This is a genomic window from Microbacterium sp. F51-2R, assembly GCF_052180235.1.
In the GTDB taxonomy this organism is placed as follows: Bacteria; Actinomycetota; Actinomycetes; order Actinomycetales; family Microbacteriaceae; genus Microbacterium.
This window is the reverse complement of sequence record NZ_CP197470.1, coordinates 2740290-2758232: the sequence shown is the minus strand read 5'-3', so window position 1 is coordinate 2758232 and position 17943 is coordinate 2740290. Positions and strand designations below refer to the sequence as shown.

At 70.3% G+C, this 17943-nt stretch carries 1 protein-coding gene (cut by a window edge); it reads right to left on the bottom strand.

Annotation, left to right across the window (positions count from 1 at the left end):
- Positions 1-19: 19 nt before the first annotated feature.
- On the bottom strand, positions 20-17943 hold the 3' end of the coding sequence (locus ACSBPH_RS12125) for an FG-GAP-like repeat-containing protein (RefSeq protein ID WP_442574585.1). 20638 nt of this gene lie beyond the right edge of the window; only the last 17924 of its 38562 coding nucleotides appear in the window; the start codon falls outside the window, past its right edge; the stop codon is at positions 20-22.

Below are 17943 nucleotides of genomic sequence, written 5' to 3'. Positions count from 1 at the left end.
TGCCGCGACGCCGCCGCGGTCACTTCTTGGCGCGGCCCGGAGGGACGTTGCCCGACGGCGCGGGCGCGGGGGCGGGCTCCGGCGTGGGGGCCGTCGGAGCGGTCGTGGTTGGAGTCGGAGTCGTCGTGGTCGTCGGTGCCGTCGGAGCGGTCGTCGTCGTCGTGGTGGTCGTCGTCGGCGCCGTCGTGGTCGGAGCCGTCGTGGTCGTCGTGGTCGGAGCCGTCGTGGTGGTCGTCGTGCCCGTCGGGACCGTCGTGGCGGTGGCCACGCCTGCAGGCGGGACGTAGCCGTCGGTGCGCACGCGCAGCGAGTCGAACTTCGCCGATCCCGCCGGAACGATCAGGCCGAACCTCCCGTCGGCGAGAGCCGTGTTGTACGCCCGCGAGAGCACGAAGGCTCCGTTGATCTGCAGCGATACCGACGCGCCCTTGACGGTGACCATGAGCGTGTACTTCGTGCCGGCCGTGAGCGCCTTGGCGACCGTCTGGTCGACCGTGCTGCGGCCGCCGGCGACGTGCCCGAAGACGACGGTCTGCGCGGCGAGGTCGAGGACGATGAACTTGTAGTCGCCGGCGCCGTAGTAGTCGTAGACGATGCCCGCGCGCGCACCGGCGCCCAGAGTCACGATCGTGGTGAGCTCGAGCCAGGAGTTGGCCGAGAGCACCTGGCCGACGTTCGCGAGGGCGATGGCGGAGGAGCCTGCGGGAGCGGTGCCCGTCAGGACCCCGGATGCCGCGCCCCACGTGCCGGTGGAGCCGCTCACCATTCCGGGGCCGGTGAACTCGTCGGTCGTGTCGAGCGTGATGGCCGGCGGCACGATCTGCACCGAGATGTTGTCGAACTTGCCGCGGGCGCCGTTCGAGCCGACGCCGACGAAGCCCTTGTTGAGCCCGACGGTGACGCCGTCGATGACGCGCGGGGCGAAGGTGTAGGTGAACGCGCTCGTGCCGTCGAACGAGACGGTCACGGTCGTGCCGTTGACCGCGACGAGCATCGAGTACCACTTGTCGGACTTGACGCCTCCCTGCACCGAGGCCTGCACATCGACCTGCCAGCCCGACGAGGTGCGACGACCCATCACGAGCTTGTTCGTCGACTGGTCGACGCCGGCGAACTTGAAGTCCGTCGGCGAGAAGTAGTCGAAGATGACGTAGGCGTTGGCCTTCCAGCCGCCCGTCGGCTTGGTGAGGAAGATCTGCGCGCTGATCTCGAAGTAGATCGGCAGGTACTCGTCGACGTAGTACACCGAGACCGCGTCGCCGCCGGTGCCCGATGCGGTCACCGTGAGCGTGCCGTTGTCGACCGCGAAGACGCCGGAGTCGGCGAAGAAGTCCTCGGCCGTGCCCGAGCTGAAGGTGGCCGAGCGCAGCACGTCGCGCTTGCCCCCGGGGACGTTGCCCGGCTGCGGGTCGCGCGGTCCGCCCGTCTGGTCCTGCCAGTAGGAGTCCTTCTGCGTCACGAGTCCGATCTCGCCGAACGGCTCGCCGTTGCGCGGGATGTACGCGTCGCCCGACAGCTGCGCGATCGTGAAGTCGGCGCCCTGGGCAGCCGAGAGCTGGTAGAGGAAGTCGAAGAGCGCCGGGGGCACCTGGCGGCTCACCGTGCCGAGGCCGAACGGAGCGAACGGCACGAGGAAGCTGTTGAACTCGCCGACCCAGTCGATCAGTCGGTCGCCGCCCGTGTTGGCGATGAGGACGTCGAGACCGGCGCCCCCGACGGCGCGGTCCTCGTACGACACGTTGGTGTCGGGCGAGGTGTTCTCGCCGCCCGCCGTCGTGAGGACGTCGTCCATGTTCATGAGGTCGTTGCCCCATCCGCCCCATGCGGTGTCGCGTCCCGTGCCGCCCACGATCCAGTCGTTGCCGTGGTCGCCGAACAGCACATCGTCGCCGTCGGTGCGGGTCGCCGTGGCGACGGAGTCGAAGCGGCCCTCGGTGTGGTCGAAGTTCAGCATCCACTCCCCGCCGTTCACGAGGACCTTCCGCATCGGGTTGTACTCGTCGTACAGGGCGAACTCGCCGGTGACCGTGTCGAATCCGAGCAGGGTGCCGTTGTTGAACGGACGTGTGAAGTCGCTGCGGATGCCGCCGACGCCGTACGCGACGGGCAGCGCCTCGGCTCCCGAGATGGCGTCGTCGCCCGATCCGCCGTGGATGAAGTCGCCGTCCCAGCCGCCGAAGAGGATGTCATTGGCGTACTTGGCGTTGTAGAGCGGGTTCAGCGGGTTGCCGTCGACGGCGAACGGGGTGAGGTCGACCCGCTTGGTGAGCTTGCCCGTCGGGAAGATCACCGCGACCTGCACACGACCGGGGGTCGTGATCTCGATCTGGGTCGTCGCGGTCGTCAGGCCGTTGAGCACCTCGGTCTGGCCGTTGCGGCTGGTGAAGATGCGGCCGTCGTCGCCGAGGATGCCGTCGATGCCGGTTCCCCCCGAGATCCAGTCGTGTCCCCAGCCGCCGATGAGGTCGTCGTCGCCGGCGTCGCCGAAGATCACGTCGTTGCCCGCGCCGCCGTAGATCGTGTCGTCGCCCGCCTCGCCGTGCAGCTCGTCGTTGCCGTAGACGTCGCCCGTGAGCGAGCCCGGCACGAGGTCGGGGCCGCCCGGCGTGTAGTCGAGCAGGCGCACCGCACGCGGCAGGAGCTTCACGGCCTCGCCGTAGTTGTCGTAGGTGAAGGCGAGGTACTGGCCCCCCGCGCCGCCGTTTGTGCCGACGAGGCGGAGGATGTCGCCGTTGTCGCCGACGATGTTGTCGGAGTCGCGGCCGTGGAGCGCCGTGTCGTCGTTGCGCCCGGCTTTCGTGCCCGCTCCGCCGAAGAGGAGGTCGGCCGTGTCGGGGCGGCGCTGCTTCGTGTCGAGCGAGAAGAGCGAGGAGCTGCCGCCGATGATGTCGTCGCGGCCGAGGTTGCCGAAGACGACATCCGAGCCGCCGCCGCCCTCGATGTAGTCGTCGCCGTCGGTCGCGGCCTCGACCGACCCGTTCAGCACGAGGTCGCCGTTGGCGTCGCGGCGGGCGCCGACCGTGAGGTCGATCGAGCCGTCGCCCTGGATCGTGTCGTTGCCGAGCTGACCGAAGATCGTGTCGTCTCCCGCGCCGCCGGCGATGTAGTCGTCGCCGTAGCGGTCGGCGGCGGTGGCCGCGTCGTGGTCGAGGATCGTGATCCGGAAGTCGGTCCAGGCCGTCATGCCGCCCGGGTTGTTCTGCCACGTCGCGGTGACGAGGGCGTCGCCCGCGGTCGTGAGCGCGACGCTGTAGATCGTCGTTCCGATCAGGACGCGCAAGCGCGGGTTGGTGTGGATGCCGAAGCTCGTGGTGCGGTCGAGCGAGACGTTGTCGCCGAAGACGAGGTCCTGCTCGCTGCCGCCGTCGACGCGGTCGATGCCGGTGCCGCCGATGAGGACGTCCTGGCCGCCCTCGCCGCGGATCGTGTCGGCGCCGCCGATCGCGTTGTCGGTGACCGTGATGGTGAGGGCGTAGAGCGCGCCGGACTTCATGCCGAGGTCGATGAAGCCGTGGTCGCCGACGACGACGTCGGCGCCGTCGCCCGCGGCGACCGCGTCGCCTGCGGCGCCGCCGAGGACGAGGTCGATGCCCGTGCCCGTCGTGATGACGTCGGCTCCGCCGATCGTCGGATCGGTCGTCGTGATGCGTCCGGCCGGGAGGGCGAGGCCACCCCACAGCGGCGTGGCTGCGCCGACGGTCGCCGTGAACCGGCCGTGGTCGCCGAGCACGATGTTGCGGCCGTTCGACGCCGAGATGATGTCTGCGCCGACCCCGCCGACGATGAAGTCGTCGGCGGTACCCGTCGTGATCGAGTCGGAGCCGCCGAAGGCCGTGTCGATCGACCAGATGCGATCGATGTCGGAGGCATCGGCATCCTGAATCACCCAGTCGATGAGCCCGTGGTCGCCGAAGACGATGCCGCTCTTGTCGGGAGCTCCCGCCGTCTCGGCGCGGTTCGTCGTGATCGTGTCGGCGCCCGCGCCGCCGAGCACGATGTCGGCGCCGACTCCGGTCGTGACGACGTCGTTGCCGCCGATCGTCGGGTCGACCGTCGTGACGAGGCCGAGCGGGCGCACCGCGCCGTCGGTGAAGTCGTCGATGCCGCCGTTGCCGGACTGAGCCCTCACGACTCCCGTGGCGTCGACCCACTGCACGAGGCCGCGGTCGCCGAAGACGATGTCGCCGCCGGTGCCGCCGTGGAGCGTGTCCGCGCCGATGCCGCCGAAGATCACGAGCGGGAGGGTCGAGGTCTGGCCGTTGACCGTGTCGTCGTCGGTGACGCCGGCCGGGAGGATCGCGCCGGCCGCGGGCATCGTGAACGTGCGGGCTGCGGAGCGCGTCACCTCGACCACGACGTGCGCCGCGGTGCCGTCGCGCTGCGGAGCAGTCGCGAACGAGAGCGTGCTGCCGCTGCGGGTCACTTCGGCGGCGCTCAGGAGGCGGCCGTTGACCCATACGCGGTAGGCGAGGACGTCGCCTGCGGGACCGAGGTCGTAGGTGCCGGAGGTCTGCACCGCCCACGAGGTGAGGCGCAGGGCGACGGTGACGACGTCGCCCGGCAGGAGCGAGTCGAACAGGCCCGCGGTGTCCAGGCGCGACGAGACGACGTAGCGTGCCGGGTCGATCGTCGTCGTGACGCCGCCGCGGGTGACGGTGATCGAGCTCACGACGTCGGCGAGGAGCGGCTCGTCGCCGTCGTCGAGGTCGGTGCCGAGGTTCAGGACGTTGTCGTTCGGGCCCTGCGTGTTGAGGACGAAGAAGTCGTCTTCGGCGGCCTGCAGGTCGACCGTGACGTTGTCGTTGCCGAGCCCGGTGTTGAGCCACGTCGTCGTGCGGACGCCGGAGCGGACGTGCGTGCCGTCGATGCGGATCGTGTCGGCGAAGCCGCTCGTCCAGATGCGGATGCCGTCGGCGAAGGTGCCGTCCGCGGCGGCCTTCCACGAGATGCCCGCCGGCGCGAGGCCGACCACGAAGATCTCGCCGTTCGCGGCGAGCGCGGCGTCCCGAACCCGGGCGGGAGCCGGCAGGTCGGTGATGAGGACGTTGGAGTCGCCCGCCGTCGCGCCCTCGTCGCTCAGAAGGAGCGTGTGGCGCCCGGCACCGAGGTCGAGGTTGAGCGTGCCCTGGATCCGGTCGAGGTCGCCCGCGAGGAACTGCGGCTTGTCACCGAGCCCGACATCGGCGCGCGACGAGATGTAGACGCGGTCGTCGCCGGCGCCGAAGGAGACGTTCGTGACGGGGAGCGTGCCGCGGATGTTGAGGACGTCGCTGCCCGAGCCGAGCGAGAGGTTGAGCGTCTCGAGGCCGTGGTAGCGGATGCCGGCGCGTGCCGCGGCGTCGGTCGCGGCATCCGTCGCCGAAGCCCCGATCGCCGTCAGCTGGATCGCGATCGACATCGCGGGGTCTTCGTTGACCTCGCCGCGGAAGCCGATGAAGTAAGTGCCGCCGACGAGCCAGACGTAGACGCTCGCGGCACACTTCGTGGTGTCGTCCGTGCCGCAGCTCATGGACACGCCGGGGTCGGCGCCGGGGGTCGTCGGGAAGAGGAGCTTCTGGAGCGCGAAGCGCACCGCCTCAGCGGAGGTGCCCGCGGCGAAGGTGACCGCGCCGATGCCGGATGCGATGCCGCCCCGGAGCTGCGACAGCATGATGGTGAACGCCGCTCCGGTCGGGGTGACCGAGTAGAGACGGTCGAGCGGACGGCCCGAGGCATCCAGTGCCGTGGTCGGCGTCATGCCGAGGCCCGTGATCGAGTCCTGAGTGAGCCAGCCGAGGTTGGCCGCCCCGTCGCCGAAGTCGTTGACGTTCGCGACGTCGCGGCCCACTCCGCCCTCGAGGACGAGGAGCGCCCGGAGGAGGTCGAGCACGCCCGCCGTCGTGCCGATCGTGAAGACGTCGTCGTCGGTGTTGCCGTAGAGCGGCGCCGTCGGGCTGGTCGGACCGCCGACGATGCGGGTGTGCCCGTCGATCGTCAGCACGACGACGGCGTCATCGCCGGGGCCGGCGTCGAGGGTCGTCGTGCCGGCGTGCGTGGACTGGATCGTGAAGGTGTCGTCGCCGTAGCCGAGGAGGATCGTGAGGTCTTCGAAGTCGGCGTACCGGATGCCGCCGAGGACGGGGCGGCCGGCGAGGCTGTAATCGTCGGCCATGCCGAGCCCCGTGATGCGGCCGCTCGTCAGCACGCCCCTGTCGTTCGCGGGGCTGTCCTCGTTGTGCACGACGAGGGTGTCGACCTGGGCGGGCTCGATGGCGCTGCCCGAGCTCGCCGTGACGGGGAGCGGGTTGCCCGAGGACTCCCCCGGCAAAACGATCGGCAGGTAGCCGTCGAGCTCGAGGGCGACCGGCGGGTTCGGGTCGTCGCCGCCCGATACGAACAGCGGTCCCTGGATGAGGTGCAGGCGGCGGGACGAGTCGGCGAACTCCTGAACGTCGCCGCCGTCGATGACGGTGTCGTCGATCGCGCGGATCGTGACCGTGCGGGCGAGCGACCAGTCGGCCGCCGTGAAGGTCAGGGCGAGCTGGCTGACCCACGAGGAGCCGTTCCAGATCTCGAGCTGCCGGTTGTGGCATCCGTTCGGCAGGCCGCAGTCGGGGCCGCCCATGTCGAGCGTGAACGACGCGATCGCGTCGAGGCGCACCGTGACCGTCTCGCCGGCCGCGGGGGCCATCGTGAGGCGGACGGTGTAGGTGGCGGAGGAGCCGAACTGCGTGCCGGTGGCGCCCTCGACGAGGCGGATGTCGCCGCCGGTCGGCGTGATGACGACGCCCGCGGTGTCGCCGTCGTGGACGAGGACGTTCACGCGGTCGACGACGGCCCCGGGGATGTCGGCGACGTAGACGCGCGTCGTGCCGAGCACGAAGGCTCCCGCACCCCACGGGTCGACGACGGTGATCGTGTCGGCCGTGTTCGAGGCGATCGTCCGGTAGGTGGCCGTGCCGTTCGCGTCGACGATGCGGAGGATCGCGCCGCTCAGGCCGCCCGCGGTCGTCGGCAGCGTCACGCCGCTGAGGGTGACCGTGCGGTTGTCGGCCGAGATGGCCGTGACGGTTCCGACGAGCGCGGCGGTCGTGAGAGGCGCTGTGTAGCCGGTCACGACGAACGTCGCGTCGACGCCGGGCGCGACATCCCACTCGCCCTCGATCTCGATCGCCGTGGCGGTGTTGTTCCAGATGCGGCGCACCTGACCGGCGCCCGGACCACTCGTGATGCGGATGAGGCGGCCCTTGAGCGAGCCGGCCTCGGCCGTCATACCGGAGAAGATGAACTCGTTCGCGAGGCCGCCCGCGCCGGCGACGGAACCCGTCAGGCGGTCGACCGAGGTGACGACGGCCGTGATCGCCTGGACGTGCTGGCCCTCGACGGCGGTGTCGTCGATCGCGCGGACGAAGACCGTCTGCTCGCCGGCAGCCGTGAAGGTGAGCGTGAGGACCGAGAACCAGCTCGTGCCGTTCGCCGAGACCTGCAGGCCCGTCGGAGCCGTGACGAGCACCTCCACGGGGCCGAGCGGCTTCGTCGTGATGCGCACGGCGTAGGACGACATCGTGCCGCCCGCGCCGCCGGCGGGCTCGATGACGACGACTCCGCCTGCCGGCAGCACGACGGGCACCTCGGGGGCGTCGTCGTCGAGGATGCGGACGAAGGTCGTCGCGGCCGCGGTGCCGTCGTACTCGCCGCCGCTCACGATCGCGTCGATCGGCGCGAACCATTCGCCCTCGGCCGCGAGGTCGTCGGTCGCGCGGACGAGCACCGTGCGCTCAGCCGTGTCGCCGGCGGCGAAGGAGAGGGTCACCGACGTCTGCCAGGTGACACCGTCGAGCGAGAGCAGGATCGAGCGGGCGCGGCTCGTCGAGGTCGGGTCGATGGCCGGACCGGTGAGGGTGACCTTGACCGCCGTCAGGGGGGCCTTCGCGAGGCGCACGGTGACGGCGCCGTCGGGTCCGCCCTCACGCAGCACGAGCGGGCCGCCGACGGGCGCGACCACGAGCGTCGGCTCGTCGTCGTCCATGATCTCGGTCGCGATGCCGTCGACGCGCAGCAGGGCCCACTGGCTGTTGGCGACCGTGCTCTCCACCTCGTGCCGTACGAGACCCGTGTGGCCGAGGAGGTCGTCGGCCTGCACGGCCGGTGCGGCGCTGCCGACCTCGATGCGGTCGGAGCCGAGGCCGCCGTAGATCGAGAGCTCGACGCTCGGGTTGGTCGACAGGACGTGGAAGACATCGTCGCCGGCCATGCCGTAGATCGCGATCTTCTCGACGTTGGTGTAGCGCACGACCCGGCCCGCGCCGTAGATGCCCGTCGCCGTGATGACGAACGTGTCGTTGAACTCCGTGCCGATGATCACGACGAGGTCGTAGCCCGCGCCGCCGTCGATGTTGACCGGCGCGTTGGCGGCGTACTGGATGAAGTTGCGGCCCTCGCCGGCGTTGAGCGCCGTGAGCTCGGACTCGCCCACGAACGAGCGGACGATGAAGGTGTCATCGCCGGAGTCGCCGTATAGGTTCAGCGTCGCGACGTTGCGGAACACCTCGAACACGTCGTCGCCGGTGCCGCCGTAGACGGATGCCGTGAACGACACGCCGCGGGTGAGGAGACCCCGCGTCGAGGCGAAGAAGCTGCCGGCCGGGAACTCGGAGTCGGCGACGTACGCCGTGTAGAGCTGGCCGAAGCGGAAGCGGTCGTTGCCCGAGTCGCCGTTGACGACGACGACGGATGCCGTGTCGTCGAAGGCGAAGGTGTCGTCGCCGTCGTGGCCGTTGACCACGACACCGCCGGTCATCTCCTGGCCGTAGGTGATCTTCTCGACGTCGGCGAACCGGCCGTTCGCGTCGGCGGCCGAGAGGAGCGCGATCAGGGCGCGCGAGGCGTTCCGACGGAAGAGGAAGGTGTCACCCTGCGCGGAGCCGTTGACGACGAGGATGTTCGTGCCGCCGTCGGCGCTGTCGATCGTGTTGATGCGGCTGTTGCCGACCCCGAAGAGCTCGATGAGGAAGTAGTCGCTGTTCGCGCCGCCGTCGAGGTTCAGGGTCTGACCGGCCATCGCGTTGACGCCCACGGGGCCGGGCACGGCGTTGACGACCAGCCAGTCGTCGCCCGCGTTGCCCTCGATCGTCGTCGTGCCGGCGACGGACTCGACGAAGATGCGGTCGTCTCCGTTGCGGCCGTGCACGGTCGTCGTGCCGGTGTGCGTCGAGTCGACGTTGAGGACGTCGGAGCCCGACCCGAGGGTCAGATCGAACGTCTCGAAGGCGGCGTAGTCGATGCGCCCGTCGGTCATCTGCGCGACGGCCGGGACGACGGCGCCGGCACCCTCCGCCGTGAGCGGATAGGCCGTGACTCCGGCCGCCGCGATCGTGCGCGTGCGTCCCGCCGCGCCGGCCAGGGCGCCCGCCCACGCGATCGTCCAGCGGCCGCCGGCCTTCGTCACGACGACGTTGCCGGCGCCGACGAGCGCCGCGAGCGCCGCCTGCACCTGAGCGGCCGTCGCGTCGAAGGCGAGGTGTCCGGTCGTGCCGAAGCCCGCGACCGTGAGGGTGAAGCGACCGTCGACGGCGCCGAGCACCGAGACGACCTGCACGAGGCTCGGCACGGGAGCGCCGCCTGTCATGCCGAGACCCGACGCCGACCCGCTCGTGACGACGCCGATGCTGCCGAGCGTCGTCGCCGCGTCGTCGAGGAAGAGCGTGTCGATGCCCGACCCGCCCGTGATCGTGACCGGGGCGGCGATGCCGGCGAGGACGCCGCCGATACCCGTGAGCGTCGAGCTCACGCGCACGGTGTCTGCCGCCGCACCGGTGTCGATCGTCGTCGCGCCCGAGACGGTGCGGACGATGACGGTGTCGGCGCCGTTGTTCGTCGTGAGCGCGGTCGTGCCGGTGTGCGTCGAGTGGATCGTGAAGGTGTCGCCGCCCGAACCGAGGTCGATCGTCAGCTGCTCGAAGCCGGTGTACGTGATGCCGACCGACATGCCGAGGCCCGTGATCCGATCCGACGTCAGCTCGCCGGTGTTGGCGGCGGTGTCGCCGGTGTCGTCGACCGACAGGAGGTCGGCGCCCGTGAGCGCCCCGGGGCCCGAGCCGCCGACGACGATGAGGGCCGCGCTGATGGCGTTGACGTTGCCGCCCGTGTTCATCCACGTGGTGCTCGTCGTGCCGCTGCCGGCGGCCTGGGAGCCGACCGCGATGCGGTCGGTGTGCTCGCCCGTGTAGATGCGGTGCTCGACCTGGATGGCACGCACCGCGATGCGGTCGCCGCCGGTCAGCGTGCGGATCTCGACGAGCTCGACACCCGAGTGCGTGATCGTGCCGAGCAGGCTCATCGCGCCGGTGTCGTCGAACGAGACGCGGCGGATGCGGCCTCCCCCGGTGCCCGCGGGAGGCGACGCGACGGTGTCGACGATCAGGTCGTCGGGGGCCGTGGAGCCCCACACCTCGAGACGGTCCGTCCCTGCCGAGTCCTTGACGTGCACGGCCATGCCGGTCGAGCGCGTCAGCTCGATGCGCACGAGGTCGTCGCCGGCGCCGGCGTCGAGGTAGGCCGTTCCCGTCCAGGGGGCTGCCGCGCGGGCCGCGCCGGCGATCGAGACAGTGCCGTCGGCGTCGCCGACGAGGATGGTCGTCGCGCCCGTGCCCGTCGAGGTCAGGCGTGCGATCTCGAAGATCCCCTTCAGGTCCTCCGCGATCGAGCCGACGCCGAAGTCGGTGCCCACGACGAGTCCGACGACGAAGAGGTTGCCGTAGAGCCCGAAGTCCCCGGTCGCGAACGACTCCACGAGGGTGTCATTGCCGCCGGCGTCGATGAAGGTGTCCTTCCCGAGGCCGCCCGTGACGGTATCGTCACCGGAGCCCGAGTCGAGCACGTCGTCGAACGGCGAACCGATGAGGATGTCGGCATCCGTCCCGCCCTTGAGCGTCAGCGCGAGACGGTCGACCGAGAGCGTCGAGGCGTTGAGCGTGTCGGTGCCGCCGCGGCCGTCGACGATGAGGGCGTCGCCTTCGACCCGCACCGTGCCGGAGATCCACACGCTGTAGGGCGTTCCGCTGGAGCGGACGACCTTGGTGCGCGCACCGTCGGTCGAGATCGCGAAGGTGTCGGCCGCCGTCGCCGAGCCGAGGACCGAGACGGTGTCGGTGCTGCCGGTGCCCACGGCGATCTCGACGGTCTGGATGCCGGAGCCGTTGCCCGTGATGTCGTCGAGCGTGATCTCGTCGGCGCCGGCGCCGGAGTCGATGACGAGCTGCTCGATTCCGGAGCTCGTCTTCGTCAGGGCTCCGAGCGTGTGGCTCAGGATGCCGGTGGAGGGGTTGGCGACCGTGAGCTGGTCGGCGCCGCCGCCGAGGAGCAGCACGAGGCGGTCGGTGCCCGTGCCGCCGATGACGACCTGGGTCTCGGACGAGGTGAACATCGCGGCGGTCGCGGTGATGATGTCATCGTCGGCGCCGCCGTCGTAGCGCTGGGCGAGGCCGGTCAGCGCGTCGTTGCCCGCACCGCCGTTGAGGATGTCGGTGATCGTGTTGCCGAAGAGCTGGTCGTTGCCACCGTCGCCGTTGAGGGTCACGGTGCCCGACCCGGTGTGGCGGAGCGTGTCGTTGCCCGCGCCGCCGTTGACCGTCGCGCTGCCGGAGCCCGCGATCGTGATCGTGTCGTCGTTGTCGCCACCGCTCACGACGGTGCCGGAGCCGGAGCCCTGGACCAGCGCCGTGTCGTTGCCCGAGCCCATGTCGAAGGTCACCGGGATCTGGACGTTCGGGTCGATCGTGACGTTGTCGATGCCGTCGCCGAAGTCGGCGTACACCCGGGCGACGTGGGCGTAGGTGCGCGAGTAGCCGAACGCCGTGATCTTGATCGTCGCGAGGCCGTTGGCATCGAGGCCGCCGATCTGCTCGATGTAGACGGACTCGTTCGTCACGCCGGTCGAGACGTTGCGCGCGGCCCGCTGCGCAGCGGCGCCGACGTTGAGGTACAGGTCGGTGTCGGAGGCCCTCCACTCGTGGAGGTTGCGGTAGGCCTGCTCGTTCTTGTACGCGTTCTCGTTGTTGCTCGCGAGATACGGGACGACGGGGAACGTCACACTGCCGATCGTGAAGGTGTCGCTGCGCGAGTACCACGAGCCGAGGATCTTGAACCGCACCGTGATGCGGAAGCGCAGCGGCACGTTGCCGTTCGAGTCGGCAGTGCGGGAGTCCGCCGAGACCGACAGGTCGAGCCCCACACCCAGGCTGATCTCGAAGATCTTGAAGTCGAAGTACACCTCGACACTCGCGGAGCCGCCGATGAAGAGCGTGTACCAGCGGATGCCGTCGAGCTCGTGCGAGAGGAACGAGACCTCGAGCGAGAAGCTGCCGCGGATGCCCATGAAGTCGCCGCCGAGCTGCATACGGCCCGAGAGGACGAGGCGGAAGTTGCCGTCGGAGTTGAGGAAGATCTCGCCGCTGAGGTCGGCGATGAAGAAGTGCAGCGACGCGTAGGCCTGCAGGTACCAGCCGCCGGCCTCGACGCGACCGAAGTACGGCGAGCCGGCAGGCCCGGTCTCACCGAGGGCGATCGTGAAGCCCGCGTTGAAGCTGAAGAGCTTGAGGAGCGTCACCGAGCCGTTGAGCTGCAGCTTGAAGCCCGGGTTGACGCCGTTCTTCACGGCCCCCGTCGTGTTGAGGTACAGCATGCCGTTCGCCGACAGGCTGAAGACGAAGGCATCCGCCGACGCGCTCACCGACACCGCCATCACGATGCCGTTCGAGTAGACGCCGGCCAGACCGCTCGCCGTGAACTTGAGGCCCGCGAGATCGAACGCGACGCCGAACGACATCTCGAACGAGCCCGACGCGATGCGGATCTCGGCGAAGCCGCTGCCGCGGGCGAAGCCGAGGAAGTTGATGGCGCCGTCGAGGCGCAGGAGGAATCCGGGCAGAACGGTGGACGAGCCGAAGGTCGTCGAGGCGCCGGTGGTGTTGATCGCGAGGACCGCGCTCACCGAGAAGCCGAGGCCGATCGATCCGCCGAATCCGGCGTCGAGCGACAGGTCGAGACGGGCGACGAGGCCCTTGTTGGTGATCCGGAAGCCGCTGTCCTTGATGACGACGCTGCCGAACGGCGACAGCGAGGCGTTGCCGTTGACGATGAGGCTGAGCTCGCTCGCGCCGATCGTCAGCACGACGTGGCCCGTAATGTCGAGCACGTTCATCACCTTGAGCGAGCCGTACATCTCGAGACGGAATCCGGCGACGACGCCGATCGTCTGGTTGGCGACGACGAGGGCGCCGTTCTGGCGGCGGAAGCCGCCGAACACCGTCACGCCGTTGACCGTCTGGGTGTCGACGACGAACGTGCGGATCTGGCGAGCGCTGGTGAAGGTGTTGATCTCGAGGAGGAACTGGCCGTTGAGCGAGAGGCCCGGGATGGAGTTCGCACCGAGCGTCAGCTGCACGCGGCCGACGACGCCGGTCTGCGCCCCGACGTAGACCGCGAGGTTGATCGAGCCCGTGAGGGAGCCGAGGTACGGGATCGTCGTCCCGACCATGCCGTCGATCTTGAGGTAGGCCGTGCCGGACGGGTCGATGGCTGCGGTGATGCCGATGAAGCCCGAGAGCGTGAAGGCGCCGCCGATCGTCAGCTCGGCCTGGATCGCCGCGACGATGTAGATGCTGCCGCCCGGCGGAGCCGTCGGGTCGGGCAGGCCGTCGACACCGGGCGCCGACCTCGGGATGTAGATCACCGGCGCCTGGCCGGGCTCGAGGAGCGGGAGGAAGGCCGTCGGCACGACGAAGGTCTGATCGACCAGCGTCGTGTTGAAGATGACGTTGACCGAGCCCTTGGCGGAGAAGAGCGAACCCACGTCGGGCAGGCCGATCCCGACGTTCTTGGCGACGCGGATGCTGCCGGCGACACCCGGGATGGCACCGCCATCCGTCCTCGTCGAGATCATGAGGACACCGGTCACCGAGCCGTACTCGATCTGGGCGGGACCGGAGCCGAACGACAGCTTGCCCGTCAGGAACAGCTCCATCGACGGCGTCGGCGGGTTGGCCGAGATGTTGAGGTAGAGGCCGCCCTGCACGCGCATGAGCTCGACGCCCGCCGGGGCGAGGATCGCCTGGCCGACGATCTGGAAGCCGAAGCTGAAGGGCTGGAGGTCGAAGTCCTCGGTGAGGTCGGTGCCGCCGGGGCCCTGGCCGGGAAGCGTCAGGCGCTCGTGCTTGACCTCGTTGGTGAGGTTGATGCGCAGCTGCGCCGAGCCGTCGAGGTGGAGGCCGAACTTCTCGAGCGCCTCGAAGTTGGTCTGGATGGAAGCGACGCCCCAGAACTGCGGCACGGGGTACATCGGGTTGGTCGACTCGTCGCCGACCATGAGCACGAACCGGCCCGCCGTCGCGCCCAGGGTGCCGAGGCCGTACACGTCGATCTGGCCCGCGAAGGTGAGGATGAAGACGAGGCGCGCGTAGTCGATCTCGAGGACCACCGAGGCGCGGATGTGCAGGAGCGGCTCGTCGAGGAAGTCGCCGGCCTGCAGCATGATGCCGCCCGACAGCTCGATGTAGAACGACGTGCCCTGCTCGATGAGGCGGAAGGTCGACGTCGCGGCCGCCGAGCGGTTGCCGGCCGTGTCGAGCCAGGAGCCCTCGACCATCGTGACCGTCACGGTGCCGGCCGTGAGCGCGGTGGGCAGCGTGTAGGAGTAGCGGGCGATGCCGTCGGCGTACTGCACGCCCGCGTAGGTGAGCGCCTGCGCGCCGCCGCCGCTGAAGGCGAGGTCGTCGGCGCCGAGCGTCGAGACGTCGACGCTGGAGCCGTCGGTCGGCGTGAGCCGCACGCCGATCCACGTGCGCGGCAGGATCGTCGCGGCCGTCAGGTCGGATTCGGCGGTCGCGGCGCCGGTGTGGGTCGCGGGGGCGAACGGCGTGCCCTGCGTGTTCTGCCAGCTGCCGTCGACGAAGGTGACGACGAGGTCGCCCGCGGTGTGGCCCGAGAAGAAGTAGCGGTAGGTGCTGCCGCTGACCTTCATCGCGGCGCCGATGACGTCGAGCTCCACGCCGCCGGCCGTGATCCTGATCTCGGAGTCGGCGTCGGTGATCGACAGCGGGTCGAAGCCGATCCCGGCGATGTTGCCGAATGTGATGTCGACCCAGCCGCGGCCCGCGAGCGTCTTGACGTCGAGCACCGAGCCCGGCGTCGGGTCGATGAGCGCGGCCGTCGGGGCGCTGACGCGGAACGTCTCGGTCTCCGCCGAGTTGAGGCGGCCGCCGAGGTCGGCGAACCGGCCGGCGAGAAGAGTCACCGTGTAGGCGCCGGCGGCGAGGTTCGCCGTGAAGGAGTAGCGATAGATGTCGCTCGTGCCGACGCGGACCGGGGCGCCGAGGGTGATGAGGTTGCCCGCTGCGTCGCGGAACTCGATCTCGTCGCCGTTGATCGTGGAGTGGTCGATGCCGTAGCCCGCCGACCCGCGGAAGCGGATCTCGAGGTACTTGAGTGCGTTGAGGAGGTCGCGGCCGATGCTGGCGCCCGCGAGCGGCTTGGTCGCCGTCTCGTCGACAGCGGGCGTGGCGGGGTCGTCGTCGATGACGTGGACGACGTCGCCGGTGGCTCCCACGACCTGGAAGGACTGAGTGAGCGTCGTGCCGGCCGGCGGTGCGCGTGCCGGGGTGACGTCGAACGCGGTGAGGTCGAAGACGACGTCGACGCGGCCCGCCGAGAATGTGCCCGACAGGAGGTAGCGGTACAGGTTGCCGCCGAGCGGGACGAGCCCGATGATCCGCACGCCGTTGGCGCCGGGTCCGGAGAGGAGGAACTCGTCGCCGTCGATCGAGCTCGGCAGGATCGGGTACGACTGACCGTTCACCGCGACCGGCGGGATGAATGTCACATCGAGGTAGGTCATCGCGCGGTCGGGGATCGTCACCGGCTGGGCGACGGCGGGCACGGTGCCGGCCTGCGGCTGCGCGCCGGTGTAGGCCGCGCCGTCGGCCTGGATGTACGTCCACGCTCCCGCCGCACCGAAGGTCACCGTGACGGTGTCGCCCGCGAGGAGCGGGGCGGACAGCTGGTAGCGCACCCACGTCACGCCGTCGATCGTCTCGAGGATCGTAGGTGTGCCGATGAGCGTGATCGTCACGGGCGAGCCGTCGCGCATGACGGTGATCGTGAACTCCGCCGGCCCGTCGGTGATCGAGGCCGGGTCGATGCGCAGACCCGTCGGCGCCGTGAACGGCACGTCGATGTAGTCGCGGACGGGCGCCGTGTAGCCCTCGGCGGCGGGCGCCGTCGTGTCGGTGTAGCCGACCGATGTCGCCGCGATCGTGACAGCCGACGTCGAGGCGCTCGCGGCGGTGCGCTCCACCACGACGGGGATGAGGAACTCGAGCGGACCGCTCCCCTGCGTGATGGGCCGCGACGCGTCGCGGTCGATGGTCCAGCCCGAGGCGGCGGCCGTGATGACGAGTGACGACAGGCGCTGGATGACGGATGCCGCGTCCACCGTGTACCCCGCGGTGAGGCCGGCGGCAGCGCCGCCCGGGAAGGTCACGACGAGGTTCGTCGTGAAGACCGTGCTCGACCCGGGAGCCGAGACCGCGGCCGCGGTCGGCGTGACGCTTGCGCGGTACGACCAGCTGCCCGCGATCCGGGTGAGGGTGACGGCCAGGCCCGCCTCGTACTGGCCGGTGAGCCAGAAGCGGAAGCGGATCTTGCCCGTAGGGGCGCCGGCGATCTGCACCGGTGCGCGCAGCGCGTCGAGGACGATCGTGCCGAGACCCTCGCCGTACAGCTCGAACTCGGCGGCGAGGTCGAGGATCGACGCCGGGTCGAGATCGAATCCGCCGACCGCCGCGTCGAAGTCGACGTCGACGTAGGCCGTGGGCGAGACGGTGAGGGTCGCTCCGGCCTGCGAGCCGGCCGTGACCGTGCCGCGGTAGCCGAGGACGCTGTTGGTGAGCGCAGCCGTCAGCGATCCCGATCCGAACGCCGTGACGATGATCGGGACGCGGAACTCGCCCGGCGTGCCCGTCGCCGTGATGGCGACGCTCGAGTCGATCGCGACGGTCCAGCCCGTGCCGCCGAACGACAGCCCCGCAAGGCGCGAGATGACCGAGTCGGGGTCGATCGAGAAGCCCGCCGGGATGCCGAGCTGGCCGCCGGTCGGGAACAGCAGGCCGACCGTCGTGCGCACCGTGCCGGTGACCGGGTCGCCGTTCTGGTCGAGGGGACGCTGGGGCTCGTCGGTCACGGTCACGGCGCCCGTGACGGTGAGGAGGTACGACCAGCTGCCGGTGAGGAACGTGAGGTTCACGGCGCCCGTCGTCGCGAACCGGCCGGTGAGCCAGTAGCGGTAGGTCGCCGACTGCGCGTCGGAGGAGACGAGCTGCGGCGCCTGAGTGCCGTCGAGCTGCACCGTTCCGAGGCCCGCGCCGGAGAGCTGGAACTCGGGGGCGAGATCGGTGATCGAGGCCGGGTCGATCGTGAAGAGAGTCGGGTACTGGTAGGTCACCAGGATCCACGCGCGTCCGTTGACGACGTTGATGTCGACGGATGCCCCGGGGGTCGGGTTCGTGACGGTCGCCGTTGCGCCGGTCACCGTGAAGGACAGCGTCGTCGCGACGTTGCCCGCGCCCGTCGTCGTTCCCGCGTCGGTCGTGAGGTCGGCGTTCTTGATGGCGCCGGCGAGGAAGCGCAGCTCCCACTTCCCCATGCCGAGATCGGCGGTGCCGATGGCGTAGCGGAAGCGAGTCGTGCCCGTGATCCGCACGGCGGTCTCGAGGAGGTCGGCCCCCGCCGGCAGGTCGGCGACGAGCACGACGTCGACCCTCGCACCGTCGAGCATGTAGTAGGCACCGGTCGCGTCGGTCTTCAGCTCGACGAACGCCATGCCACCGGGCGTCGTGACCGCGACGATCGGCACCGGCCGTGCCGTGAAGGCGCGCTGCGTCGTGCCGTACCAGAGCGTGAAGTCGGCCG